Source organism: Cellvibrionales bacterium (assembly GCA_016713115.1).
Classification (GTDB): Bacteria; Pseudomonadota; Gammaproteobacteria; order Pseudomonadales; family UBA7239; genus UBA7239.
The window spans coordinates 2,156,610-2,179,104 of sequence record JADJPU010000001.1 but is presented as its reverse complement, the minus strand read 5'-3'; the positions used below and the strand labels follow the sequence as shown (position 1 = coordinate 2,179,104).

The 22,495-nt window shown below is 51.5% G+C and carries 25 protein-coding genes and 1 pseudogene; 11 read left to right on the top strand and 15 right to left on the bottom strand.

Annotated features, from left to right (window positions below):
- Positions 1-100 precede the first annotated feature (100 nt).
- Positions 101-1,723 (top strand): electron transfer flavoprotein-ubiquinone oxidoreductase, encoded by a 1,623-nt coding sequence (locus IPK30_10750; GenBank protein ID MBK8103724.1) that lies wholly within the window; start codon positions 101-103, stop codon positions 1,721-1,723.
- A 104-nt stretch (positions 1,724-1,827) separates the two neighbouring features.
- On the opposite strand, the gene IPK30_10745 is transcribed toward IPK30_10750, so the two are convergent.
- On the bottom strand, positions 1,828-2,181 hold the full coding sequence (locus IPK30_10745) for a hypothetical protein (GenBank protein MBK8103723.1): 354 nt from the start codon (positions 2,179-2,181) through the stop codon (positions 1,828-1,830).
- Positions 2,182-2,349: 168 nt separating this feature from the next.
- Between IPK30_10745 and IPK30_10740 the strand changes: the two genes are divergently transcribed.
- Positions 2,350-2,595: a hypothetical protein gene (locus IPK30_10740; GenBank protein ID MBK8103722.1), complete on the top strand. Its 246-nt coding sequence runs from the start codon at positions 2,350-2,352 to the stop codon at positions 2,593-2,595.
- A gap of 157 nt (positions 2,596-2,752) precedes the next feature.
- Here the strand turns inward: IPK30_10740 and IPK30_10735 are convergent, their stop codons facing one another.
- Both IPK30_10735 and IPK30_10730 read right to left on the bottom strand, forming a co-directional pair.
- Positions 2,753-3,064, bottom strand: a complete 312-nt coding sequence (locus IPK30_10735) for an XRE family transcriptional regulator (GenBank protein MBK8103721.1) — start codon at positions 3,062-3,064, stop codon at positions 2,753-2,755.
- 5 nt (positions 3,065-3,069) lie between these two features.
- Positions 3,070-3,234: a hypothetical protein gene (locus IPK30_10730; protein ID MBK8103720.1), complete on the bottom strand. Its 165-nt coding sequence runs from the start codon at positions 3,232-3,234 to the stop codon at positions 3,070-3,072.
- Between the two features lie 206 nt (positions 3,235-3,440).
- On the opposite strand from IPK30_10730, the gene IPK30_10725 reads away from it, so the two are divergent.
- From IPK30_10725 to IPK30_10695, 7 genes are all read left to right on the top strand, one after another.
- A complete protein-coding gene (locus tag IPK30_10725) occupies positions 3,441-3,686 on the top strand; it encodes an Arc family DNA-binding protein (GenBank protein ID MBK8103719.1) in 246 nt (81 codons plus the stop codon).
- Positions 3,683-4,090 carry a type II toxin-antitoxin system VapC family toxin gene (locus tag IPK30_10720; protein MBK8103718.1) on the top strand — a complete coding sequence of 136 codons (408 nt, stop codon included), beginning with the start codon at positions 3,683-3,685 and terminating at the stop codon, positions 4,088-4,090. Before IPK30_10725 ends, IPK30_10720 begins: the two co-directional genes overlap by 4 nt.
- A gap of 105 nt (positions 4,091-4,195) precedes the next feature.
- Positions 4,196-4,447: a type II toxin-antitoxin system Phd/YefM family antitoxin gene (locus IPK30_10715; protein ID MBK8103717.1), complete on the top strand. Its 252-nt coding sequence runs from the start codon at positions 4,196-4,198 to the stop codon at positions 4,445-4,447.
- Positions 4,440-4,886 carry a putative toxin-antitoxin system toxin component, PIN family gene (locus IPK30_10710; protein MBK8103716.1) on the top strand — a complete coding sequence of 149 codons (447 nt, stop codon included), beginning with the start codon at positions 4,440-4,442 and terminating at the stop codon, positions 4,884-4,886. The genes IPK30_10715 and IPK30_10710 overlap by 8 nt, the downstream gene beginning before the upstream one ends.
- A 22-nt stretch (positions 4,887-4,908) precedes the next feature.
- Positions 4,909-5,868 (top strand): glycosyl transferase family protein, encoded by a 960-nt coding sequence (locus IPK30_10705; GenBank protein MBK8103715.1) that lies wholly within the window; start codon positions 4,909-4,911, stop codon positions 5,866-5,868.
- A 5-nt stretch (positions 5,869-5,873) separates the two neighbouring features.
- Positions 5,874-6,962: a tRNA (uridine(54)-C5)-methyltransferase TrmA gene (gene trmA / locus IPK30_10700; protein MBK8103714.1), complete on the top strand. Its 1,089-nt coding sequence runs from the start codon at positions 5,874-5,876 to the stop codon at positions 6,960-6,962.
- A gap of 17 nt (positions 6,963-6,979) precedes the next feature.
- A complete protein-coding gene (locus IPK30_10695) occupies positions 6,980-7,876 on the top strand; it encodes an alpha/beta hydrolase (protein ID MBK8103713.1) in 897 nt (298 codons plus the stop codon).
- On the opposite strand, the gene IPK30_10690 is transcribed toward IPK30_10695, so the two are convergent.
- The gene (locus IPK30_10690) at positions 7,858-9,780 is read right to left on the bottom strand and encodes a beta-ketoacyl synthase (protein MBK8103712.1); all 1,923 of its coding nucleotides are present in this window, start codon (positions 9,778-9,780) and stop codon (positions 7,858-7,860) included. The genes IPK30_10695 and IPK30_10690 overlap by 19 nt on opposite strands.
- A 103-nt stretch (positions 9,781-9,883) precedes the next feature.
- Here IPK30_10690 and IPK30_10685 point away from each other — a divergent pair, with 103 nt between their 5' ends.
- Positions 9,884-10,900 (top strand): helix-turn-helix domain-containing protein, encoded by a 1,017-nt coding sequence (locus IPK30_10685; protein ID MBK8103711.1) that lies wholly within the window; start codon positions 9,884-9,886, stop codon positions 10,898-10,900.
- On the opposite strand, the gene IPK30_10680 is transcribed toward IPK30_10685, so the two are convergent.
- Genes IPK30_10680 through prmB form a run of 3 tightly spaced genes read right to left on the bottom strand, consistent with a single transcriptional unit; the run spans position 10,828 to position 14,079 of the window.
- Positions 10,828-12,033 carry an MFS transporter gene (locus IPK30_10680; GenBank protein ID MBK8103710.1) on the bottom strand — a complete coding sequence of 402 codons (1,206 nt, stop codon included), beginning with the start codon at positions 12,031-12,033 and terminating at the stop codon, positions 10,828-10,830. The two genes, IPK30_10685 and IPK30_10680, sit on opposite strands and share 73 nt — an antisense overlap.
- A gap of 4 nt (positions 12,034-12,037) precedes the next feature.
- Positions 12,038-13,141: a chorismate synthase gene (aroC, locus tag IPK30_10675; protein MBK8103709.1), complete on the bottom strand. Its 1,104-nt coding sequence runs from the start codon at positions 13,139-13,141 to the stop codon at positions 12,038-12,040.
- Positions 13,141-14,079, bottom strand: coding sequence for a 50S ribosomal protein L3 N(5)-glutamine methyltransferase (gene prmB, locus IPK30_10670; protein MBK8103708.1), 939 nt, complete (start codon positions 14,077-14,079; stop codon positions 13,141-13,143). The genes aroC and prmB overlap by 1 nt, the downstream gene beginning before the upstream one ends.
- A 130-nt stretch (positions 14,080-14,209) precedes the next feature.
- On the opposite strand from prmB, the gene folE reads away from it, so the two are divergent.
- Entirely contained in the window at positions 14,210-14,752 is a 543-nt protein-coding gene (gene folE / locus IPK30_10665) for a GTP cyclohydrolase I FolE (protein ID MBK8103707.1), read from the top strand.
- Here the strand turns inward: folE and IPK30_10660 are convergent.
- The 8 genes and pseudogenes from IPK30_10660 to IPK30_10625 all read right to left on the bottom strand — a co-directional run bounded on the left by IPK30_10660 (position 14,749) and on the right by IPK30_10625 (position 22,394).
- Positions 14,749-15,642, bottom strand: a complete 894-nt coding sequence (locus tag IPK30_10660; protein MBK8103706.1) for a hypothetical protein — start codon at positions 15,640-15,642, stop codon at positions 14,749-14,751. The two genes, folE and IPK30_10660, sit on opposite strands and share 4 nt — an antisense overlap.
- Positions 15,636-16,298, bottom strand: coding sequence for a hypothetical protein (locus IPK30_10655; GenBank protein MBK8103705.1), 663 nt, complete (start codon positions 16,296-16,298; stop codon positions 15,636-15,638). Before IPK30_10655 ends, IPK30_10660 begins: the two co-directional genes overlap by 7 nt.
- Entirely contained in the window at positions 16,295-17,566 is a 1,272-nt protein-coding gene (folC, locus tag IPK30_10650; GenBank protein ID MBK8103704.1) for a bifunctional tetrahydrofolate synthase/dihydrofolate synthase, read from the bottom strand. Before folC ends, IPK30_10655 begins: the two co-directional genes overlap by 4 nt.
- A complete protein-coding gene (locus tag IPK30_10645) occupies positions 17,563-18,444 on the bottom strand; it encodes an acetyl-CoA carboxylase carboxyltransferase subunit beta (GenBank protein ID MBK8103703.1) in 882 nt (293 codons plus the stop codon). Before IPK30_10645 ends, folC begins: the two co-directional genes overlap by 4 nt.
- Positions 18,445-18,479: 35 nt before the next feature.
- A pseudogene (locus tag IPK30_10640) lies at positions 18,480-19,268 on the bottom strand (tryptophan synthase subunit alpha).
- A 10-nt stretch (positions 19,269-19,278) separates the two neighbouring features.
- Positions 19,279-20,496: a tryptophan synthase subunit beta gene (trpB, locus tag IPK30_10635; GenBank protein ID MBK8103702.1), complete on the bottom strand. Its 1,218-nt coding sequence runs from the start codon at positions 20,494-20,496 to the stop codon at positions 19,279-19,281.
- Positions 20,497-20,509: 13 nt separating this feature from the next.
- Positions 20,510-21,145: a phosphoribosylanthranilate isomerase gene (locus IPK30_10630; protein ID MBK8103701.1), complete on the bottom strand. Its 636-nt coding sequence runs from the start codon at positions 21,143-21,145 to the stop codon at positions 20,510-20,512.
- Between the two features lie 73 nt (positions 21,146-21,218).
- The gene (locus IPK30_10625) at positions 21,219-22,394 is read right to left on the bottom strand and encodes an acyl-CoA dehydrogenase family protein (protein MBK8103700.1); all 1,176 of its coding nucleotides are present in this window, start codon (positions 22,392-22,394) and stop codon (positions 21,219-21,221) included.
- Positions 22,395-22,495: the final 101 nt, after the last annotated feature.

The window sequence follows — 22,495 nt, the reverse complement described above, 5'->3', positions numbered from 1 at the left end:
ACTTCTATCACCCTTCTGATACCGCTAAAATAAGCGTCCTTTCTCAACCCCTTTTTTATTTCACCCCGAGGTTCATCCAATGACCGTTGAAAGAGAATCCATGGAATTTGACGTCGTGATCGTCGGCGCAGGCCCTGCTGGTCTGTCTGCTGCTTGCCGTCTGCGTCAACTGAACCCAGAGCTGTCTGTCGTGGTGGTGGAAAAAGGCTCGGAAGTGGGCGCGCACATTCTCTCTGGCGCGGTGTTTGAACCCAGAGCATTGAACGAGCTGTTTCCGAACTGGAAAGCTGATGGCGCACCGCTGGAAACAGCAGTAACAGGCGACGATATTTACATGATGCTGAACGACAGCAAGGGCATCAAAGTACCGGGCTTTGCAGTGCCAAAAACCATGCACAACGAAGGCAACTACATCATCAGCCTCGGCCGTCTGTGCCGCTGGCTGGCCGAGCAAGCCGAAGCACTGGGCGTGGAAATCTTCCCCGGCTTCGCTGCCGCTGAAGTGCTGTATCACGACAACGGCTCGGTGAAAGGCATCATCACCGGCGATATGGGCGTAGACCACAACGGTCAGCCGACTGACGGCTACACCCCAGGCATGGAATTGCACGGCAAATACACTCTGTTTGCCGAAGGCTGTCGCGGTCACCTCGGCAAGCAACTGATCGCCAATTTCAAATTGGATGCCGGCAAAGACGCACAACACTACGGCATCGGCATCAAAGAAATTTGGGAAGTGCCGGTCGACAAACACAAACAAGGTTTAGTGGTACACAGCGCCGGTTGGCCGCTGACTGAAAGCGGCTCTGCGGGCGGCGGCTTCCTCTATCACTTGGAAAACAACCAAGTGGCGGTGGGTTTGATTACTGACCTCTCCTACTCCAACCCGCATGTCAGCCCGTTTGAAGAATTTCAGCGCTACAAAACCCATCCGGTGATTCGCCAGTATCTCGAAGGCGGCAAGCGCACTTGCTACGGCGCACGCGCTATCACCAAGGGCGGCCTGCAATCACAACCGAAAATGACTTTCCCCGGCGGCATTCTGATCGGCGATGACGCTGGCACGCTGAACTTCGCCAAAATCAAAGGCAATCACACGGCGATGAAATCCGGCATGATTGCCGCAGAAACCATCAACGCGGCATTAGCAGCGGGTAAAACCGGCGAAGAACTCACGGAATACACCAAGAGCTACGAAGCGTCTTGGGCGTATCAAGAATTGTGGATGCAGCGCAACTTCGGCCCTGCGCAACACAAATTCGGCAACATCATCGGCTCCGCTTACGCGTTTTTTGACATCAATATTTTCAACGGCAATTTGCCGTGGACGATGCGCGATCCAAAACCAGATTACGCACAACTCAAACCAGCCAACGAATGCGCAAAAATTGTGTACCCGAAACCGGATAACACACTGACATTTGATCGCCTGTCTTCGGTGTTTTTGTCCAACACCAACCACGAAGAAAATCAGCCCTGCCATTTGCGCTTGACCGATCCTTCCATCCCCATCAGCCGCAACTTGCCACTGTACGACGAACCCGCGCAGCGTTACTGCCCTGCAGGTGTGTATGAAGTGGTGGAGTTGGATGGCAAAGCGCAATTCAAAATCAACGGGCAAAACTGCGTGCATTGCAAAACTTGCGACATCAAAGACCCCGCGCAAAACATCAATTGGGTCACGCCGGAAGGTGGCGGCGGGCCGAATTATCCGAATATGTAATGCACACTCAGGCCGCACACGCGGCCTGTTTTTTATGGAGCAAACACCCTCTTCAACTTCCCGCCTAATAAGAGAAACAGAATGGAGTTAAATTGACGGCAAAATCAGATTCCATAAGTTGAGTATTGAGGAAACATGAAGCTGAACATAAAATACAAAACAGCCCATACGATAAAAGCTGCTACATATAAAGATAAACGGCTATCGGATGGTTCTACGAAGCGCTTTCCATAATATGTGGCTTCGTACAGCCTAGCATTGTAGTAAGCAGCCTTGTTGATCCTGATACACTCAATCACCAAAGTAAATACTGCGATAGGCCAGCATACGATGGCAAAGAAAATATACCAAATAATATGAAAACGCCATGGACGCATATATTTCTTTTGGCACTTCTCATCAACATCTGGATCATAAGGTGCAAACTCATATTTCAGAAACCAAAAATCATTTAACACAGCAGATCACCTGTCTAGAACCTATATTTATCTTTGTAGTTCCCGCATCACTTTTGAAGTGATAATGTTAGCTTCTTACTTAGCAAAATTAGATCAATACTTTTTATATACAACGCTTGGTTTACCACTTCTACGCTATGTTCAAACCAAATAAACAAGGAAATCTGAATGAAAGTGAACCATGAAGGAACTTACCGAATTGCCCGCACACCGATACGACTGAAACCGCACAATGCTGAATCTTGGGAAAAAATAGCTAAATTGGCATCTGCGTCACCAAATGGACAATTATCTTTTGATCAAATGCTTGTCGCCGTTAAAGATCATTCTTCAGGCTCAAAGAATGCACCGCATCCACACCAATTTGTAATTTATTGTATCAAATCAGGATGGCTAAAACGCACACAAGCATGACTGAAGCCACCTTAGCTGAGTGGCCAAGAAACCCCACAAGCAAGACCAAGATCACTCAGCCCCGAGACATTTGAACACGCCTGATTTTGAGGCCAGCTTCTATACGATTGCTACGCAATCACACTTCGGCAGGGGCAGTGCACAGATCAGCCAAGCCCTACGCTGCACACAACTCAAGACGAGGATGTAAACCTGCACGCGCCGCAAGGCGCACCAGTTTATCAAGGCTGAACTGGCTGATCTTGCCGTGTTTGATATCCGAAACACGCGCTTGGGATATTTTCAGAATCTGTGCGGCAACGATTTGTGTCTGAGCAGATTCGGCAAGCCAAGCCTGCAACCCCCGTAACAAACTGGCGCGCATTTCCAGCTCTGCCGCTTCTTCCGGCGCAAACAGATCCTCTAACGCACTGCGGTTAGCAGGTGTGACATGACCGGATGTAATCTTCGCTTTTTGGCTAACTTTCATTGTATTCACCTCACAAGCGCCTTGTAACGGGCAGTTGCCAGCGGTTTCCAGTCATCCGGCTCCATGCCGCGCTGCACCTTGTCCAACTGAAAGCCCGCATCACGACGAGCTTCCGGCGGAAACGCTTTCGTATCCTCATAGCTACTGCCATGCCAAACAATTGATTTCATCAGCCAAATCCATTTATGCCGAATTAAGCATATCACAGCAATGTATATGTAACATAGTGGCAGCTCAAGGCAGACCACCAAGGCATTGAATCAGGCCGTTAAACGAAACCATCAGCGTTGGAGGCTAAAGCAACTTGCCAGAGTTGCCTTGCTCCTCAGCGAGCAATACCATATAGGAACCATTATGGTTACCGCGAGAGCCAGCCATGGGCACAACCATCACCCTAAAAAACATACCTGACACCATTTACGACAACTTGAAACAGTCGGCTGACGCCCACCACCGCAGCATTAACAGCGAGGTCATTGCCTGCCTAGAGCGTGTGCTGCTCCCCAGCAAAGACGGACAAGAAGAACGCCTTGCTCGCGCTAGACAGATTAGAGTTTCTTTAAACCCCAAACAGTTCAAAGCGGCGGATATTGCAAAGGCTATTGAGCAAGGGCGCCCATGATTGTTGTTGATACCAACATCTTGGCCTATCTGTACTTGCCAACGGCATTTAGTGAACAAGCCGAACTTCTGCTCATGCGGCAACCAAAATGGATAGCACCGGTGCTTTGGCGCAGCGAATTTCGTAATGTGCTTGCGCTATACCTGCGAAAGAAAATACTGACGCTGGAACAAGCCTACAACATACAAACCGAAGCAGAAACGCTGCTGACTGGCAATGAATACGATGTGCCTTCTCTTGATGTATTGCGTTTGATTGAAGCCAGCGAATGCTCGGCGTATGACTGCGAGTTTGTCGCGTTAGCTAAAAAAAATCACACGATACTCGTTACAGAAGATAAAAAAATACGCAAACAGTTTCCAAGTTTTACCCTGTCGCTAGCTGAGGCTGTTTTGCAACCCTAGCTTCTCTCAACACTTTCCTATTCAGGTAGGGGAAGCCCGCTAAACAGCACTTGCACCCACCACAAAAAACATCTATTTTGTACAAAATAGACAAAGGAGTAGCCCATGCGCGCTATTACCGCTTCTGAAGCCAAGCAAGCCTTCGCCGGTGTGATTGAAGCCGCCGCTAAGGAGCCTGTGGTTATACGCCGCCACGAGCGTGATGTGGCCGTGGTGCTTTCCATGACCGAATACGAACGCCTCAGCCGCCTGAATGTGGCGGAGTTTCAGCGGTTTTGCGATGCGATCGGCAGCAAGGCCGCCAAAGTCGGTTTGACCGAGAAAAAACTCGCCGAGCTATTAGCCAGCGATGCTTGAGCAAACCACTGCCGAGCAACGCTTTGTTGTCGATACCAACATATTGATTAGCCGTTTGTTGCTGCCGCATGGTGTTGCGGCGCAAGCCTTGGATCTCGCCTTGTCGCGCGGTGTGCTGCTGGCATCCGATGCCACGCTAACGGAACTGGTTGAGGTGTTGAGTCGCCCCAAGTTTGACCCTTATATCACGCAAGAAGAACGCAAAGAATTTATTCGCAAACTGGGTGGTATTGCTCGTGTAGTGGATATTGCTTGGCAAGACACGGTGTGCCGCGACCCGAAGGATGACAAGTTTCTGCATGTGGCGGTGAACGGCGAGGCTACCGTTTTATTAACTGGCGATAAAGATTTGCTGGTGCTGCATCCGTTTCATGGCGTAGAAATTCTTTCCCCCAGTATTTTTTTACAAACCAACTCGCAAGAAAACGACAACTTATGAACCGTGAACACCCCTTCGCGCAATACATTCAAATCCTCGGCAAAGGCAAAAAGGTGCGCGCTCACTCACGCGTGAAGAAGCCGAGGCTGCCTTTGGTATGATTTTGCGCGGCGAAGCTAAGCCAATACAAATTGGTGCTTTTTTAATGTTGCTGCGCGTGAAAGAAGAAAATACTGAAGAGTTGGCAGGCTTTATTGCCGCAGCGCGCACACACATTGCTGCACCGCGCGATATTGCAGTGGATTTAGATTGGTCTTCCTGCGCGGGAAAACGCAAACACTTGCCGTGGTTTATTCTCAGCGCACTGCTGCTGGCAGAAAATGGCATTCGCATTTTTATGCACGGCACCGATGGCCATAAAACCAACCGCATTTACACCGAGCACTGTTTTCATGCGCTGGGTTTGCCCGTGGCAAAAAACTGGCAAGGCGTTTCCTCGGCGATTGATGCCAACAATTTGTGCTTTTTTCCTCTGCGCGCTTGGGGCGAGCCACTGCAACAGTTAGCGGATTTGCGCGATGTACTCGGCCTGCGCTCCACCGTGCACACCGTAACGCGCATGACCAACCCACTCAACGCACTGTGCTCCGTGCAAGGCATTTTTCACCCGCCGTATGCAGAAAATTGTGCGCAAGCCAATTACTTGCTCGAACAAACCAACGCACTGACGATTAAAGGTGACAGCGGCGAATTTGAATACCGCCCCGAAGCCGACTGCAAATTATTTTTGGTACACAACGGCGAGCGCACGCAAGAAGCTTGGCCGCGTTTTTTTGCCGAGAAACAAGAGCCGGAAACCATCATGGATGCCGCGCGCTTGCGCCATGTCTGGCGCGGCACAGATACAGACGCTTACGGCGAAGCCGCTGTAATTGGCACCGCAGCACTCGCCCTGCGCGCCATGAACCGTGAACCGAACCACACAGCGGCTTGGGCATTGGCAGAGCAACTCTGGCAACACCGCACGCGTGACAGGCTGTAAACCCCATGAGCATTTCACCCGTCAACGCCGCGCATTACAGCGAGCAACTGCAAGAAAAAACCGCACGCCTAACCGCATTGCTGCAAGCGTTTTCCGCACCTGCGCTGGAAGTATTTACATCACCGCCGCTGCACTACCGCATGCGCGCCGAGTTTCGCTTCTGGCATGAAAACGACGACTGTTTTTTTGCCATGACCGATGCTGAAAAAAACATTGTGCGTGTAGATCATTTCCCCATCGCCTGCGAACACATCAACGCACTGATGCCAGCACTGCTCGCGCAGTTGCGAAACAACGACACCCTGCGCCGCAAACTGTTTCAAGTGGATTTTCTCGCTGCTACCACGGGCGATGCCGTTATCACCCTCACCTACCACAAAGCCGTGAATGAGGTCTGGCAGGCGCAAGCGGAAATCCTGCACGCGAAGTTGGGCTGTTCCATCATTGGGCGCAGCCGCGGCAAGAAAATTGTTATCGGCCATGATTTTGTCACCGAGCAATTTACAGTCGACGGAGAGACATTTACGCAGCAGCAACCGGAATCTGCCTTCAGCCAACCCAATGCCGCTGTAAACCAACACATGCTCAACTGGGCGCAGCAACACGCACAAAATAACGACGGCGATTTTCTGGAGCTGTATTGCGGCAATGGCAATTTTACCCTGCCGCTGTCGCGCTGTTTTAATAAAGTATTAGCGACAGAGGTTTCCAAAGCCTCCATCAAAGCACTGGAGCACAATGTCGCCGCCAACCATTGCGAGAACATTGCACTGGCGCGTTTATCCAGCGAAGAAATTTCGCAGGCACTGCGCGGCGATAGACCGTTTCGTCGCCTCGCGCATCTCAATCTGGCTGACTATCAATTCAGCACGGTGTTGGTAGACCCGCCGCGTGCCGGTTTGGATGACAGCACTTGCAGCTTGATTCAGCGTTTCGACAATATTTTGTATATTTCCTGCAACCCGGAAACACTGGCGCATAATTTGCAAACGCTGTGCCACACACACAGCATTGAGCACGCCGCCCTGTTCGACCAATTTCCTTACACCCACCACATGGAATGCGGCGTGGTATTGAGAAAAAAAGTTGCATAAAAAATAGCGAGAACACTATGAGCAGCGAAGCGACACTGAATCAAATCCGCGAAGAACTAAAAGCTATACGCGCTGAAAAACGCGGGCTGGAAGGCAATCGCGCTTTTATGGACAGCGGCTGGGAAAACGCGCCCTACCCTGCAGGCGTGCAGTTTTCGCCGTTTGATGCCGACGGCATTCACGCAGAGACTGTTTTTATCGGCGAATACAATCCACAAAAAACTCTCATCCTGCACTGCCACGGCGGTGGTTATGCCGTGGGTTCTACGCTGTCACACCGACCACTCGCCGCACAACTGGCGCTGGCTTGTGATGCCAATGTCGTCACCTTTAATTTTCGGCGCGCACCTGAGCACCGTTTCCCTTGTGCATTGGAAGATGCATTAAGCGTTTATCGTTTTTTACTGCAATCACACAGCAACAAAAACATTGTGATTAGCGGTGATTCAGGCGGCGGCAGTTTGGCGTTTGCTCTCGCTCTGCAAATTCGTGATTTGGCACTGCCGGCACCCGCTGCCTTGGTCGGTTTATCCGCATGGGTGGATTTCGCCTGCGAAGGCAACACCTTTGAAATTAACAAGCCGAAAGATTTATCTGGCAATCGCGGCGGTTTGATGATGATGGCTGTGTCTTATGCGGGCAAAGACAATCTAAAGAATCCACTGGTGTCGCCGCTGTATGCAGACAGCCTCGCCAACTTGCCGCCAACTTTATTGCAAGTCGGCACGGCGGAAACGCTGTTGGATGATTCGCGCCGCTTTGCTGAAAAACTCAAAGCTCACGGCAATAAGGTCACGCTGGAAGAATGGCCAGACATGATTCATGTCTGGCATGCGTTTTATCCGCGCTTACCCGAAGCAGAGCAAGCCATACTCGCCATTGCGCGCTGGTTGCGTCACACCATATCAGGGTAATCGTTGGCAGTTGGCAGCGTGATCGCTTGATCGTAGCCTGGAATTTTTACTGCGTCTTTGCTGATGGAAATGGCTTCACAAGGCACGACATTGTGATCGAACAAATAAATAGGGTTGGCTGTACCGCGCACGGCGTCTTGATCGTATTTTGCTGCTGTTTCAGCCACGCGCTCGTTAGCTTTCTGCCAAGTATTCATCACAGAAGCGCCGTGTTTTTTCTGCAACATTTTTTGCACCACATGCGGCGCAAACACGGTGGCAGTGGCATTGTTGCCGCCAAAGCCTTTGGCGTTGATGACGGCCAAATCCATATTCTCACGCCCTACTTCTAAATCGCGTTTATCAATATGCAAATTGGATGCGTGTACATCATCTGCCGCTTTGTCGATGGTTTTGATGCCAGGAATCAAACCGTACTGCCACACACCCAGTGATGCCGTGATTTGATCGCCCGCCGCGCTGCCAATGGAGTGACCGAGAAACGCTTTCATCGCCGCCACTGGCCATTTTTTCATACCGAAGGCTTTTGCCGCTTCATTCAAAATATGCGATTCCGTGACGCGGTTTTGCGGCGTACTGGAACCGTGCGCTTGCACAAAACTGCGCTGCGCAACGGCTTCATCGCCGAGCAATGCGCGCGCGGATGCCAGTGCTTTGGCCACGGTGATGTAATTGCCAGCGCCCGGTGCAGAAATGGATTTTTTGTGGCCATCGGCATTCACAAACACATTGCCGACTGCACCAAAAATAGTTGCGCCCATTTCAACTGCCAACGCATCGTCCATCAAAATAATAAATTGCGCGGATTCCGCCAGTGTGAAGCCGCAGTTTTCGCCAAACGGACGGCTGGCGCGGCGATGATTCGCCACATCACTGCCATCAATTTTTTTCAAACCGTCATCAGTAGCCAACGCGCCCATCGCATCGTAGCCATCAATAATTTCCGGCATGATCGGCGCTTCACTGGTGCCCACCATCACTACGCGACGGCGACCGCTGCGAATATCGTCCACGCCCATGCGCAAGTTGTACAAAAAGGTAGCGCACGCCCCCGCTGCGGTGCCTGTGCTGCCCACGGAACCCAAAATATAAGCGTTGACGAAATCGGCCGGCATTTCACAAAAACCCAGTGCGCATTGTTTCGAGGTCACGCGCTTGCCCATCAAACGCGACTGCACCATGCCGCCAGAGCCGTAAGCGTCTAACTGGCTCATGGCGCTGCCCGCGTACACCGCCACTTGATCCGGCGACACATGCTTCATCACCTCCGCCCAACTCATGCCCATGCTGTGCACGGCATCGGAAGCGGCGTACACCGTCATCTTCAAACCGCGCGGGTGATGGTGTGAGTTGTACAGCGCCCCTGGATCAAAACCCGTCGGCAACATGCCCGCCGCCTGCACGCTGTAAACGCGCTGGCTGGGTACCAACACATCGCAAGCGCCAGTGATTTCTACTCGCACTTGCTTGCCATCGTCCAGCGGCGTAACGCGCCAGTTGCTAGGAATCGGCTCTGGCAATTGACGCTCGGTAGTAACGAAACTGACAGGCGCATCGCCGGAAGCGAGCGTCATACTTTTTTGCCACGGCGCAGCATCCACAGGGAAAAAATTGGGTTCGATGCGACGCACCAAGGAGCCTGCCAGCACTTCATCGGAAAAGCGTGCGGCCAGTTCAAGAGCCGAGTAGTGCGTGCCGCTGGTGTCGAGATAGCTGTCGGCACCGTAAGTGCTGTCGCTGTTGTGAGTCGCCAAGTTCATCAAGGTGGTCAGACCCACTACGGTTTCCTGCCGCGCTGCTGCGGGCAAGCTTTCCAACACCATGCGGCGATAAGCGTGGTGCGAAGAGGCGCGACCTGCGGCGTTAATCCCCCCAAAACCGACAATAACAGGCAGCAAAGACATGGCGTACACCTATAAATGAGATGTCAGCAGTCTAATCTTGTTTAAGTGAAATCTAGCAGCCAAAATAGCCATCAAAGTAGCCATTCTCGCCATATCTCACTCTATGAATGTTGCCTTCGTACTGGTTGAACACATGCTCGCCACCAGCATGGCACTGCCCGCCGAGATGCTGCACGCGGCGGCGGATTTAGCACGCGCACGCCAGCAGCGCGGCCAGCCCAACATCCACCTGAGCTTTGTCGCCACCCGCGCCGGTTTGTATACCAGTCGCAGCGGCGTGCCCCTCGTGGCCACGGAAACCTTGGAAGACGACAGGCAATACGATCTGATTTTTCTGCCCGCACTGTGGCGCAACCCACAGCCCATTATTCAGCAGCACGCTGCTCTGCTGCCTTGGCTGCGCCAGCAGCACGCAGGTGGCGCCTTGATTGGCGCAGCGGCCACTGGCGTGTGTTTTCTCGCCGCCAGTGGTTTGTTGGATCATCGCCCCGCCACCACGCATTGGTTTTATCTGGATGCCTTTAGCAAACGCTACCCTGCTGTCGATTTAAAACCGCAGTATTTGATTACGCGTGCGGGCAATTTGTATTGCGCCGCCTCCATCAACGCACTGGCTGATCTCACCGTGCATTTCATTCGGCATTTTTACGGCAGCGCAATTGCAGTGCATGTAGAGCGACATTTTTCGCACGAAGCGCGTAAATCCTATGAACAAGTCACTTACCGCGAAGACGACACCGAGAGACACAACGACGAAGACATTATTCAAATTCAGTTATGGCTGCACCAACATCACACACAGGCTGTTATTTTGGCGGATGTAGCCAAGCAATTTGGCATGAGTTTGCGCAATTTTAATCGTCGATTTTTAGCCGCAACAGGAAAAACACCGCTGCACTATTTGCAGGGTTTGCGCATTGAAGAAGGCAGGGACTTACTCAACAACAGCAATCTCAGTATTGCAGAAGTAGCAGAAAAAGTAGGCTACCAAGATAGCAAGCACTTCGCGCGTTTATTTCGCGATACGCTGGGTGTTACCCCAAGAGATTATCGTCGCAGCGTGCGCAGCAAATTATTTTCTGTAGAGGCAACGCCAGAAAAAAAAGCGTCTGGTAAATAACGCCACACCAATAAAAACGCCAGCGCACACACCAGAGCCGACACCACAAAGGGCCAGACATAGCCCCAGTGCCAAATCGCGCCACTCAATAAGGCTCCCAAAGAATTACCTGCACCGTAGCCGACCGCACTGTAAAAAGCCTGCGCTTTGCCAGATTGTTGGATGGCAAACAGGCGACGCACCGTTTCAATTGCGCCTGCATGGAAACCCGCAAAACTCAGCGCATGTAAACACTGCGCGAACAACATAATCGGCATGGATTGCGGAAACAACGCCAGCAACAGCCAGCGCGCAGTGGTCGCAGCTAAACAAATCAGCAACAAACTGCGCACACCCCAGAAAGGCAGCAGCTTATGCATGTACCAAAACAAAATCATTTCTGCGACTACACCTAAACCCCACAGCAAACCAATCACTGTGAGACTGCGCTGAAATTGCTCCATCAACAAACTAAAGAATGTGTAGTAAGCACCGTGCGACAGCACCATCAAAAAACAGACGAAAAAAAATAGTGCGATGGATGGATTGCGCAACCGCTGCCAAAAAGAAGGGCTTGCTTGTGCAGGCAGCGCCGCCACATCCGGCTCCACCGGGTCACTCACCAAGCAACTGCTGACAAAAATTGCCAATAGCGCCAGCGTTACCAAAACAGGAAAAAAAGAAATGGGGATGCGATCAAACAACCAGCCTGCACCGGCTACCGCCACAATAAAACCAGCCGACCCCCACAAGCGCACACGGCTATAACGCTCGGGGGTTTTACGCAAATACAACAAGGTAACCGCTTCAAACTGCGCCAACACCGCATTCCAAAAAAAGCTGTATAAAAAAATGATAGCGGCCAAAATCCAGAGGCTCTGCTGCTGTTGCCACAAAAACAAAAAAGGCAAAACCGCCATCAAACAACCCAGACGAATAACCGTCATACGCTGACCGCTATGATCGGCCAGCCATCCCCAAATATTGGGCGCAATAATTTTGGTGCCAGCCATCACAGCGATCAAAAAACCAATCGGCCAAGCACTTAAACCCAGGCTTTTGAGATACAACGGAAAGTAAGGCACCATCGTGCCCAATACCGAAAAATAAAAAAAATAAAAACCGGACAGCCGCCAGTAAACACTGCCCTGCACGCGTTTACTCCGGTGCGCGTGCGGGAATAATTGGTGTTGCCATTACCACATCGGCGTTTTGCGCGCGATGACGCAATGCGTGATCCATCAACACCAAGGCCAGCATCGCTTCCGCTATCGGCGTGGCGCGGATGCCCACACAGGGGTCATGACGACCTTTGGTGATCACTTCCGTGGCATTGCCTTGTATATCCACGGTTCTGCCGGGCACATGCAAACTGGATGTCGGTTTCAGCGCAATATTCACAAGAATATTTTGCCCCGTGGAAATACCGCCGAGAATGCCGCCCGCGTGATTGGATAAAAAACCTTGCGGCGTGATTTCATCGCGATGCTCGGTACCGCGCTGTGCCACTGCCGCAAAGCCCGCACCAATTTCCACGCCTTTTACCGCGTTAATACTCATCATGGCGTGGGCAATATCGGCATCCAGACGATCAAAAATTGGCTCACCCCAACCCGGCGGCAAACCTTCTGCCACCACAGAAATTTTTGCGCCGATGGAATCGCCGTCTTTAATTAACTGCTGCATGTAACTTTCAAGCGCAGGCACTTTTTCTACATCGGAACAGAAAAAAGCATTCTGTTCTACGCAATCCCAAGTTTTAAAATCAATAGCAATATCGCCCAGTTGACTGAGGTAGCCGCGTACTGTGACCCCAAAACGCTCTTGCAGGTATTTTTTCGCAATCGCACCTGCGGCAACGCGCATGGCCGTTTCACGCGCAGACGAGCGACCGCCGCCGCGATAATCTCGAAAGCCGTATTTTTGTGTGTAAGTGTAATCGGCGTGACCCGGGCGAAATACATCCTGAATATTGCCGTAATCTTTTGATCGTTGATCGGTGTTTTCAATCAACAAACCAATCGGTGTGCCCGTGGTTTTTCCTTCAAACACGCCCGATAAAATTTTGACACTGTCTGCTTCTTTGCGTTGCGTGGTGTAGCGCGAGGTGCCAGGCTTGCGGCGATCTAAATCGCGTTGCAAATCTTCTTCACAAAGCGACATACCCGGCGGGCAGCCGTCCACAATACAGCCCAAGGCCAAACCATGGCTTTCACCAAAGGTAGTGACGGTGAACAGTTTTCCAAAGCTATTGCCAGACATTATTCGCTCCTCGTGATGCTTGGCATTATATGAAAGCTTTCAGCGTGTTGCTGCAACTCTGCTGCCGTCAGCGTAAACACACCATCCCCGCCGCGCTCAAAGGCCAGCCAAGTAAACGGCACGCTAGGAAATGCCGCTTCCAACGCTGCTGCACTGTTGCCCACTTCAACAATCAACACGCCATCCTCTGTTAAAAAATTGCGCGCTTCACGCAATAAGCGGCGCGTGAAATCCAAACCATCCACACCCGATGCCAGAGCCAACTCCGGTTCATGGCGATACTCATCCGGCAAACTGTTCATATCGTCTGTATCCACATATGGTGGGTTGCACACAATTAAATCGTAACGCTGCCCCTGCAATCCTGAGAACAAATCTGATGCGACTGCTTGTACGCGCTGCTGCACACGATGCTGTGCAATATTGATAGCGGCAACTGCCAGTGCATCGACAGAAATATCTGCCACATCAACCGCTGCTTCTGGAAACGCCAAAGCGCAGGCAATGCCGATACAAGCACTACCACAACACAAATCCAAAATATGCACGGGCTCTTTTTGCAGCCACGGATAAAAACCATCCTCAATCAATTCACCCAAAGGAGAGCGTGGAATCAGCACGCGGCGATCTACATAAAACGGCAAACCGCAAAACCATGCTTGATGAGTGATATACGGCACCGGCACGCGGCAAACAATGCGCTGCTCACGCGCCTGCTGCAATTTTTGCTGCTCAATAGCCGTTAATTGCCGCTGTAAAACTTCTGGGTTTGCATCAAAAGAAATTTCCAACAAGGGCAGTGTTAAATGCAGTGCCTCATCCCAGCTGTTATCCGTGCCGTGCCCTAAAAAAACGCCTGCGCGTTCAATTTGCTGAGCGGTGGCTTGCAGCCAATCTTGCAAGATCATTACTGTTTTCCTCAATGGATTACCCTGCATTCTACCCTTGGAAAACCCTACAAATACCCAAGTTTTATCGCGTATTGGCAACAATTTGCGCCTTGTCCAGACTTTACCCCAGCACGAGCTTCGCTTACTGTGACAGCCTGTTTCAGCACCGAGAAATACCATGCAAGACGCTTTTGCAAAAATCATCACCGAGATTGGCGAAAACCTACAACGCGACGGTCTGCGCGACACCCCTGAACGCGCTGCGAAAGCCTTCCAATTTCTGACACGCGGCTACCACCAAAATTTGGATGAAGTGATCAACGGCGCGCTGTTTGAATCCGATTGCAACGAAATGGTGTTGGTGAAAGATATCGAGCTATATTCGATGTGCGAGCATCACTTGCTGCCTTTTATCGGCAAATGCCATGTGGCTTATATCCCAACCGGCAAAGTGCTAGGGCTTTCTAAAGTTGCGCGCATCGTGGACATGTATGCGCGCCGCTTACAAATTCAAGAAGGCTTAACCAAACAAATCGCCAACACCATCCAAACTGTTACCAATGCCGCCGGCGTTGCCGTAGTTGTAGAAGCGCGCCATATGTGCATGATGATGCGCGGCGTAGAAAAGCAAAACTCGGTGATGAAAACTTCAGCCATGCTGGGCGTGTTTCAAAGCAACCCTGCTACGCGTTCTGAATTTTTAGCGCTGACCACCAATTAATTTTTCTCTCTCGTGCGCTGATCATCCATACTTTTGCCGTTATATCGCAACCAGTGCATGGGGCGAGGCCCCAACAATTTAGGAAAGAACGCATCGGTGGAACAATCAACATCCATTGCGGTATAGGGTAGTTGGCTCCATAAAACGCCATACCCCTCAAATTGCCTATCGTTATCCAATAACAGTAACTGGTAGCGACCGCTGAGTAATTGCTGCTTTACATCATTTTCTAATTGATTAGCAAACTCACGGCTGCTGCCGTTCATTACATCAATTCCCCACGCTTCGTGCGCGCAGCTTTTTTTACCTGCTAGAAAAGCAAGATAGGTGTGTTTAGAAACACAAACAAGGTCTCCCTGCGCCTGTTTCAACACAGCAACCACACTATCACCACAAGCACGATCCGCTTCGGTTGGTAAAAAATAATTAGGACGGATCCATCCTCTCGCCATATTGAGTGTAAGCAACACACTCACCAAACCTAATACCACATTACCCAACCATGTATCACCCTGTTTACCACTACGCTTTTTTACCAGCAAACCAAAGCCCACTACAGACAACACAACAATAAACTGATGAAATGGAATCAATACATTAATCCAACCACCAGAATACCAACGCGATAACAAAGTCATCACAAAAAAACCAGAAAAGAGTGACAACCACGCACAGCGCCGTCGAAGATTTTTTTCACCGATAGAAACAAAATACCCACACAAACCAAGATAAATGGGAACACCTGTCAACATATCACCAAGTAAAAAATTATTGGGAATACCTTGAATAAACTTGTGCGCTCTCGCCATCTCCATCGTATAGAAAAAAAACAAGCCTTGAGTTTGCCATTGCAGCCAGCCCAACACAGCGCAAACTAGCACAGTCAACATGAAGCCTGAAAAAATGCGATTCTAAAACTTGAGAACAACCATAGGGCGAGAAAGAAAAAAGGCAGCAGTGATAGCGTTGTTTGTTTAGTAAAAACAGCCATCAATAAAAACAGAAACATGCAACACAGAAAAATTTTTTTCCTATTAAGCGAATAACTAATTAATAGAACAACTGCACCAATTAAGAAAAAAGTCCACAGGCTGTCTACTCGAGCCGCATCGTAATAACTGCCAGACATGGAAAATAGCGCGGCCCAACAGCATACACCCAACAACACTGACAACCGAGAGCGCGTTAGCAACCATACGGCATAACCTACCCACGCTACCGCACCCAGCGATGCCAGCAGCGACACCAAGCGCAGTGCCGGCAATCCTTCTCCCATAATTTTTGTTGCAAAAGCAGCCACATAAAAATACAGCGGCGCATACAGCGGCGGCGCGTATTCCATACTGGGAGTGGTGTATATCGGCAAACCATCGACAACACGCATCACCACCTGAAACATCGCGCCTTCCATCCACTCCAACTCGTAGGGATAAGTCAGGCGAGAAAACATTACGAACAAACACAATGCCAACAAATACAAACCCACCGCAAAGGGCGGAATGTAAAACAGCCATGCTCTGCTTATTTTTTTATTGATGTCATTCATCGCAAAGCATCACTTAATGCGGCGACAGTAAAAAACGACCCGCACACCAATATCGGCGTTTCAGAGGATTGCCCTTCTGTGTAAGCAATTGCTGTTTGTGCGCTATCCACACAAACAATTTTCTCTGGATGGATCCCTGCAGCCAGGGCAGCATTGTGTAACCGCGATATAGAAGCGGCCCTAGCATTCTCCTGCAGCGAAAATAATACACACTGCGCGGCAACAGGTTTTAATGCGACAAGCAAACCTGCAATATCTTTATCCGTCATTGCAGAAAAAACTAAAACAACTTCTGCAACGCCTTCACACTGTAAACGCTGCGCTAAATACTGGGCGCCGGCTGCGTTATGCGCCACATCAAATATCCATTGCTGATTATTTATGCTTATTTTTTCCATGCGCCCCATCAGAGAAAGACTCGGCAGCGCCTCAGAAAAAACCTTCTCATCCCACAAATCCAAATTAGCCAACACCTGTAAAGCGCAGGCCACACTGGGCAACGGAAGTGCGGGTAATTTTATTGTCAGCGATACACTACTTTTTTCAGCACTCACACCGCGCCAGCAAAAATCTTCTCCCTGTATGGCGACACTAAAATCTCGGCCTAACTGACGCACATCCACCTGCAATTCCTTGCATATTTCACGAATACTGCTCGGCATATCCGCTTCGCCATACACCAGCTTGCCGTTGGCGCGCAAAATACCCGCCTTTTCTGCACCAATTTTCTCGCGCGTATCGCCCAGCCAATCCACATGATCGAGTGCAATATTGGTGATAACAGCAACATCGGCATCCAGCAGATTGACTGCATCCAACCGACCGCCCAAACCCACTTCCAACACCTGCACATCGACGCGGTATTTTTTGAACAGCCAAAAAGCTGCCAGTGCATTGAATTCAAAATAAGTGAGGCTGATTTCGCCGCGCACGGTGTCAATGGCAGAAAAAGCCTCACATAAATCGGCATCGCTGACTTCCGCACCATCAATGCGTATGCGCTCGTTGTAGCGCAATAAATGCGGCGACGTAAAACTGCCTACACGTTTACCCAAGCGGTGCAGCAAAGCAGACAAGACTGTGACGCAGGAGCCTTTGCCATTGGTGCCGGCAACAGTAATGGTTAGCGGTTGTTGTTTTTGAAAATTTTCACCAAATAGCGCAATGGCTACTTGGCGAATACGAGAAAGCCCGAGATCAATAACCGAGGGATGCAGTGTTTCCTGCCACTGCAACCATGCCTCTAAGGTAGAAAAACGCGCGCTCACGCGCTGGCACTGACCACAGCAGCTTGATGCGTGAGGCGCGCCAGCAGGCTGGACAATTTATCGCGCATGTCTTTGCGATGCACAATCATGTCGATGGCGCCGTGATCCAACAAAAACTCGCTGCGCTGAAAACCTTTCGGCAATTTCTGGCGAATGGTTTGTTCGATGATGCCTGGGCCCGCAAACCCTGCACGCGCGCCGGGTTCAGCAATATTGAGATCACCCAGCAATGCCAAGCTGGCAGACACACCGCCGTACACTGGGTCTGTCATCACCGAAATATACGGCACGCCCTGCTGCTTCATGCGCTCAATCACCGCGCTGGTTTTTGCCATCTGCATCAGGGAAATTAAAGCTTCCTGCATGCGTGCGCCGCCGGTGGCAGAAAAGCAAATAAATGGGATTTTTTCCTGTAAGGCCAAGGTCGCCGCGCGCGTGAATTTCTCGCCCACGGCATAGCCCATGGAGCCACCGTGAAAAGCAAATTCAAACGCAGCCACCACCACTGGCAAACCATTCACCGTGCCTTTGAAGGCAATCAGTGCATCTTTTTCACCGGTTTCTTTTTGCGCTGCCGTTAAGCGGTCTTTGTATTTTTTAATGTCTTTGAATTTGAGTCGATCAATCGGCTCCACTTCCGTTGCCAATTCTTCTCTGCCGTTTTCATCCAAAAACCAATCCAAGCGCGTGCGCGCACCGATGCGCATGTGGTGATCGCACTTGGGGCATACATCCAGCGAGCGCTCTAACTCTGGGCGATACAACACCGCTTCGCATTTCGGGCATTTTTTCCACAAGCCTTCAGGAATAGCACTCGTGCCCTGCTGGCGTTTTTCAGAGCGGACAACCGATGGCACCAATTTTTCCAGCCAACTCATAAGCGCACTCCTTTTTTTATTAAATCGCTTGATTATTAAATAGCTTGTCGAATGTTTGTAATAATAGCCGCTACCGCTGGCACCGATTGCGCGCCAGATTCCGCCATCGCATTGACCAACACGCTGCCCACCACCACGCCATCGGCGGTTTCAGACACCGCGCGCGCAGACTCCGCATCTTTAATGCCAAAACCCACGCACAGCGGCAGCGAGGTGTAGCCGCGAAATTGCGCTAATTTTTGGCGCACTTCGGCAGTGTCGAGATTGCCCGCACCCGTTACACCTTTCAGCGAAACGTAATACAAATAGCCGGTGGCCAATTCACAAATCTGCTTGGCGCGCGCATCCGTCGTCGTCGGTGCCAACAGGAAAATATTGTCGATACCTACGCGCTTTAATTCTGCATTCAATTCATGTGCTTCTTCCGGCGGAATATCCACCGTGAGCAAACCGTCTACGCCCGCTGCACTGGCTGCATCGGCAAACGCGCTGTAACCCATGCGCTCAATCGGGTTGGCATAACCCATCAACACGATCGGTGTTTTGTCATCCGTTTTGCGAAAAGTTTGCACCAGTTCCAACACTTTGCGCAGCGACATACCACTTTCTAGCGCGCGCTCGTGGCCTTTTTGAATGGTGGGACCTTCCGCCATCGGATCTGAAAACGGCACGCCGATTTCCAAAATATCTGCGCCCGCTTTTACCATCGCCTGCAATGCAGCGAGTGTGGTTGCCGCATCAGGATCACCCGCGACGACATAGGGAATCAACGCCTTGCGCTTGGCGGCCTTCAGTTGTTACATACATGACGCAATTCGACTCACAGCAGCGCCCTCAAACTTTGATGCCGTCGATGGCGGCAATGGTGTGAATATCTTTGTCACCGCGACCAGACAGGCAGACGACAATCACATCATCCGGTGTCATCGTGCGCGCCAGTTTTTCGGCGTACGCAACCGCATGGCTGGATTCCAGCGCCGGCATGATGCCTTCCACCAGCGTGAGTTTGCGAAAACCCGCTAGCGCTTCGTCGTCGTTGATCGCCACATACTGCGCGCGACCAATATCTTTCAGCCACGAATGCTCAGGGCCTACGCCCGGATAATCCAGCCCCGCAGAAACGGAGTGTGTGTCGATAATTTGGCCGTCGGCATCGTCGATTAAATAAGTGCGATTGCCGTGCAACACACCCGGATGCCCTGCCGATAAAGTCGCCGCATGACGACCGGTTTCTATGCCGTCACCGCCCGCCTCCACGCCGTACATCGCCACGCTTTCATCCGCCAAAAATGGATGAAACAGGCCAATGGCATTGGAGCCGCCGCCCACGCAAGCCACTACCGCATTCGGCAATTTGCCGGTTTGCTCTAAGCATTGGCGGCGCGCTTCACGGCCGATGATGGATTGAAAATCGCGCACCAGCATCGGATAAGGGTGTGGACCCGCTGCGGTGCCAATGATGTAAAAGGTGTTATCGACATTGGTGACCCAATCGCGCATCGCTTCGTTCAGCGCATCTTTCAGAGTGCGCGAACCGGAGGTGACGGATTTCACGGTCGCACCCAGCAATTTCATGCGGTACACATTCAGGGTTTGACGCTTGATGTCGTCCTCGCCCATGTACACCACGCACTCCATGCCCAAGCGCGCCGCCACCGTGGCCGTGGCCACGCCGTGCTGCCCCGCGCCAGTTTCCGCGATGATGCGCGTCTTGCCAGAGCGTTTCGCCAGCAGCGCCTGACCGATGGTGTTGTTGATCTTGTGCGCGCCGGTGTGGTTCAAATCTTCGCGCTTGAGAAAAATGCGCGCGCCACCCAGCTCGCGGCTCCAGCGCTCAGCGAAATACAGCGGCGATGGACGGCCGACGTAATGCGCCATGTCGTGATCAAATTCGGCTTGAAACTCAGGGTCTTCGCGCAAGCGCGCGTAGCTCTGCTCCAGCTCGCTCACCGCGGCCATCAGGGTTTCAGAAACAAACTGACCGCCGTAGCGACCAAAGTGGCCGTGTGCGTCAGGAAAGGCAGAAAAATCAATTACTTTGGGGGATGTCACAAGCTAGCTCCGATTACCGCACCGCAGCGTGGGCGGCGCGTACAAAGGCGGCTATTCTAGCGGAATCCTTGCGGCCAGGGGCGGATTCCACGCCGCTGCTTATATCCACGGCATACGGTTTTACCTGTGCAACGGCTGCGCCCACATTCTCTGGCGACAGCCCGCCCGCCAAAATCAGCGGCAACTGCAACTGGGCGGGAATACGCTCCCAACCGAAGGTTTCACCCGTGCCGCCTGGTGCCGCAGGGCTGTAGCTGTCCAGCAGCAAACCCAGCGCGCCCGCTGCCGCGTATTCACGATCCGCAGCCAACACATCCACGCCATCGGCCATGCGTATCGCTTTGATAAACGGGCGCTTGAATGATGCGCAAAACGCGGGCGTTTCATGCCCGTGGAATTGCAATAACTGCAAAGGCACGGCTTGCAGTACCGCTTCGATTTCCTCACGCGCTGCATCCACAAACAAACCCACGGTGGTGACGAACGGCCCCACCGCACGCGCAATGTCAGCCGCTTGCACCACCGTCACACAGCGCGAACTTTTGGCATAAAACACCAAGCCGATGGCATCTGCACCGGCAGCGGCGGCAGCTTGCGCATCGGCGATGGTGGTTAATCCGCAGATTTTCGTGCGTGTAAACATCGTCATAAAAAATCCTTACTCAATTTTTATTTCACAAAAAGCCCGCACAAAGCGGGCTTTTTCTTGCTACAAAGAAAAATTATCCGCGTGCGGCGCGCGACATTTTCAAGCCAAACATCGCAATCAATTCGCGCTGCACTTCGTTCACGCCACCGCCAAAAGTCATGGTCTGACATTTGCGGAAGCCTTCTTCCAAACGCCCTTCTACCACAGTGTGTGATTGACGACGGCGAATCAAACCCGCTGCACCGACCACATCCATCATCAAGCGATAGCATTCGATGGAAGTTTCCGTCACATACACTTTCATAGCAGAAGCGTAAGCGGGATCGGGCGCGCCTTTGCTCAACTGCCACATCATGCGCGCAACCACAATGCGCATGGCTTTCAAACGCGCGTAGCACTCGGCGATGTTGGATTGCACCCACGATTCATCGATCACGCGATTGCCATTGGTTTGTTCTTCGCGCGTCCAATCGAGGAAAAATTGGAAATCACGCTGCGTCCACACACCAATCGCCGCCAAACCGACGCGCTCGTGATTCAACTGCGAAGTGATGAGGTTCCAACCTTTGTTCAACTTGCCAACCACATTGGTAAGTGGCACGCGCACATTGTCGTAATAGCTCATGCAAGTAGGGACATCGCCCACGGTTTTAATGTGTGCAAAGGAAAAACCTTTCGCGTTGGTCGGCACGATAATCATGCTGATGCCTTTGTGCTTTGGCGCGTCTTTATCGGTGCGCGCGGCGAGCCAAATATAGTCGGCGTTATCTGCACCGGAAGTGAAAACTTTAGTGCCGTTGATCACCAACTCGTCGCCTTCAATCACGGCGGATGTAGTGAGCGATGCCAAATCCGTACCTGCACCTGGCTCGGTGTAGCCGATGGCAAAATGGATTTCACCGCCCGCAATTTTTGGCAGATAAAACTGCTTCATTTCTTCGGAGCCGTGCTCCATCAACGCGGGGCCAACGGTGCCCAAAGTCACGAAAGGAATTGGCGCACCGGCGATGTAGGCTTCTTCCAACAGCGCGAGCTGCTCTGCCTGACCGCGCCCTTGACCGCCGTACTCTTTCGGCCAGCCGATCGCCAACCAGCCGTCTTTGCCGATTTGGCGCACGGCATCACGGTAGACCTGACCGCTCTCCTTGGCGTGACAGCCTTCTTTCACTTCTGGTGTCATCACCTTGGCGAAATACGCGCGCAATTCTTGGCGCAGCGCCTTAACTTCTTGCGACTCATCTACCTGCATGACACAACCTCTGAGAAACAACCTGAAATTCGAGAGGCGCATTGTAGCCGTGGTTGCAATGGACGGAAACCGTAAAACACGCACCCATCTTCACCAAACAA

Excerpts from the sequence above, each read along its gene's own strand:
- IPK30_10685 (MBK8103711.1), top strand. The coding sequence starts at position 9,884 with ATGAATGTTGCCTTCGTACTGGTTGAACACATGCTCGCCACCAGCATG.
- IPK30_10710 (MBK8103716.1), top strand. The coding sequence starts at position 4,440 with ATGCTTGAGCAAACCACTGCCGAGCAACGCTTTGTTGTCGATACCAAC.
- folE (MBK8103707.1), top strand. The coding sequence starts at position 14,210 with ATGCAAGACGCTTTTGCAAAAATCATCACCGAGATTGGCGAAAACCTA.
- IPK30_10730 (MBK8103720.1), bottom strand. The coding sequence starts at position 3,234 with ATGAAATCAATTGTTTGGCATGGCAGTAGCTATGAGGATACGAAAGCG.
- IPK30_10630 (MBK8103701.1), bottom strand. The coding sequence starts at position 21,145 with ATGACGATGTTTACACGCACGAAAATCTGCGGATTAACCACCATCGCC.
- IPK30_10695 (MBK8103713.1), top strand. The coding sequence starts at position 6,980 with ATGAGCAGCGAAGCGACACTGAATCAAATCCGCGAAGAACTAAAAGCT.
- IPK30_10655 (MBK8103705.1), bottom strand. The coding sequence starts at position 16,298 with ATGAATGACATCAATAAAAAAATAAGCAGAGCATGGCTGTTTTACATT.
- IPK30_10645 (MBK8103703.1), bottom strand. The coding sequence starts at position 18,444 with ATGAGTTGGCTGGAAAAATTGGTGCCATCGGTTGTCCGCTCTGAAAAA.
- trmA (MBK8103714.1), top strand. The coding sequence starts at position 5,874 with ATGAGCATTTCACCCGTCAACGCCGCGCATTACAGCGAGCAACTGCAA.
- IPK30_10720 (MBK8103718.1), top strand. The coding sequence starts at position 3,683 with ATGATTGTTGTTGATACCAACATCTTGGCCTATCTGTACTTGCCAACG.
- IPK30_10690 (MBK8103712.1), bottom strand. The coding sequence starts at position 9,780 with ATGTCTTTGCTGCCTGTTATTGTCGGTTTTGGGGGGATTAACGCCGCA.
- IPK30_10660 (MBK8103706.1), bottom strand. The coding sequence starts at position 15,642 with ATGTTGACTGTGCTAGTTTGCGCTGTGTTGGGCTGGCTGCAATGGCAA.
- IPK30_10740 (MBK8103722.1), top strand. The coding sequence starts at position 2,350 with ATGAAAGTGAACCATGAAGGAACTTACCGAATTGCCCGCACACCGATA.
- IPK30_10750 (MBK8103724.1), top strand. The coding sequence starts at position 101 with ATGGAATTTGACGTCGTGATCGTCGGCGCAGGCCCTGCTGGTCTGTCT.
- IPK30_10625 (MBK8103700.1), bottom strand. The coding sequence starts at position 22,394 with ATGCAGGTAGATGAGTCGCAAGAAGTTAAGGCGCTGCGCCAAGAATTG.
- aroC (MBK8103709.1), bottom strand. The coding sequence starts at position 13,141 with ATGTCTGGCAATAGCTTTGGAAAACTGTTCACCGTCACTACCTTTGGT.
- IPK30_10725 (MBK8103719.1), top strand. The coding sequence starts at position 3,441 with ATGGGCACAACCATCACCCTAAAAAACATACCTGACACCATTTACGAC.
- IPK30_10715 (MBK8103717.1), top strand. The coding sequence starts at position 4,196 with ATGCGCGCTATTACCGCTTCTGAAGCCAAGCAAGCCTTCGCCGGTGTG.
- IPK30_10735 (MBK8103721.1), bottom strand. The coding sequence starts at position 3,064 with ATGAAAGTTAGCCAAAAAGCGAAGATTACATCCGGTCATGTCACACCT.
- prmB (MBK8103708.1), bottom strand. The coding sequence starts at position 14,079 with ATGCAGGGTAATCCATTGAGGAAAACAGTAATGATCTTGCAAGATTGG.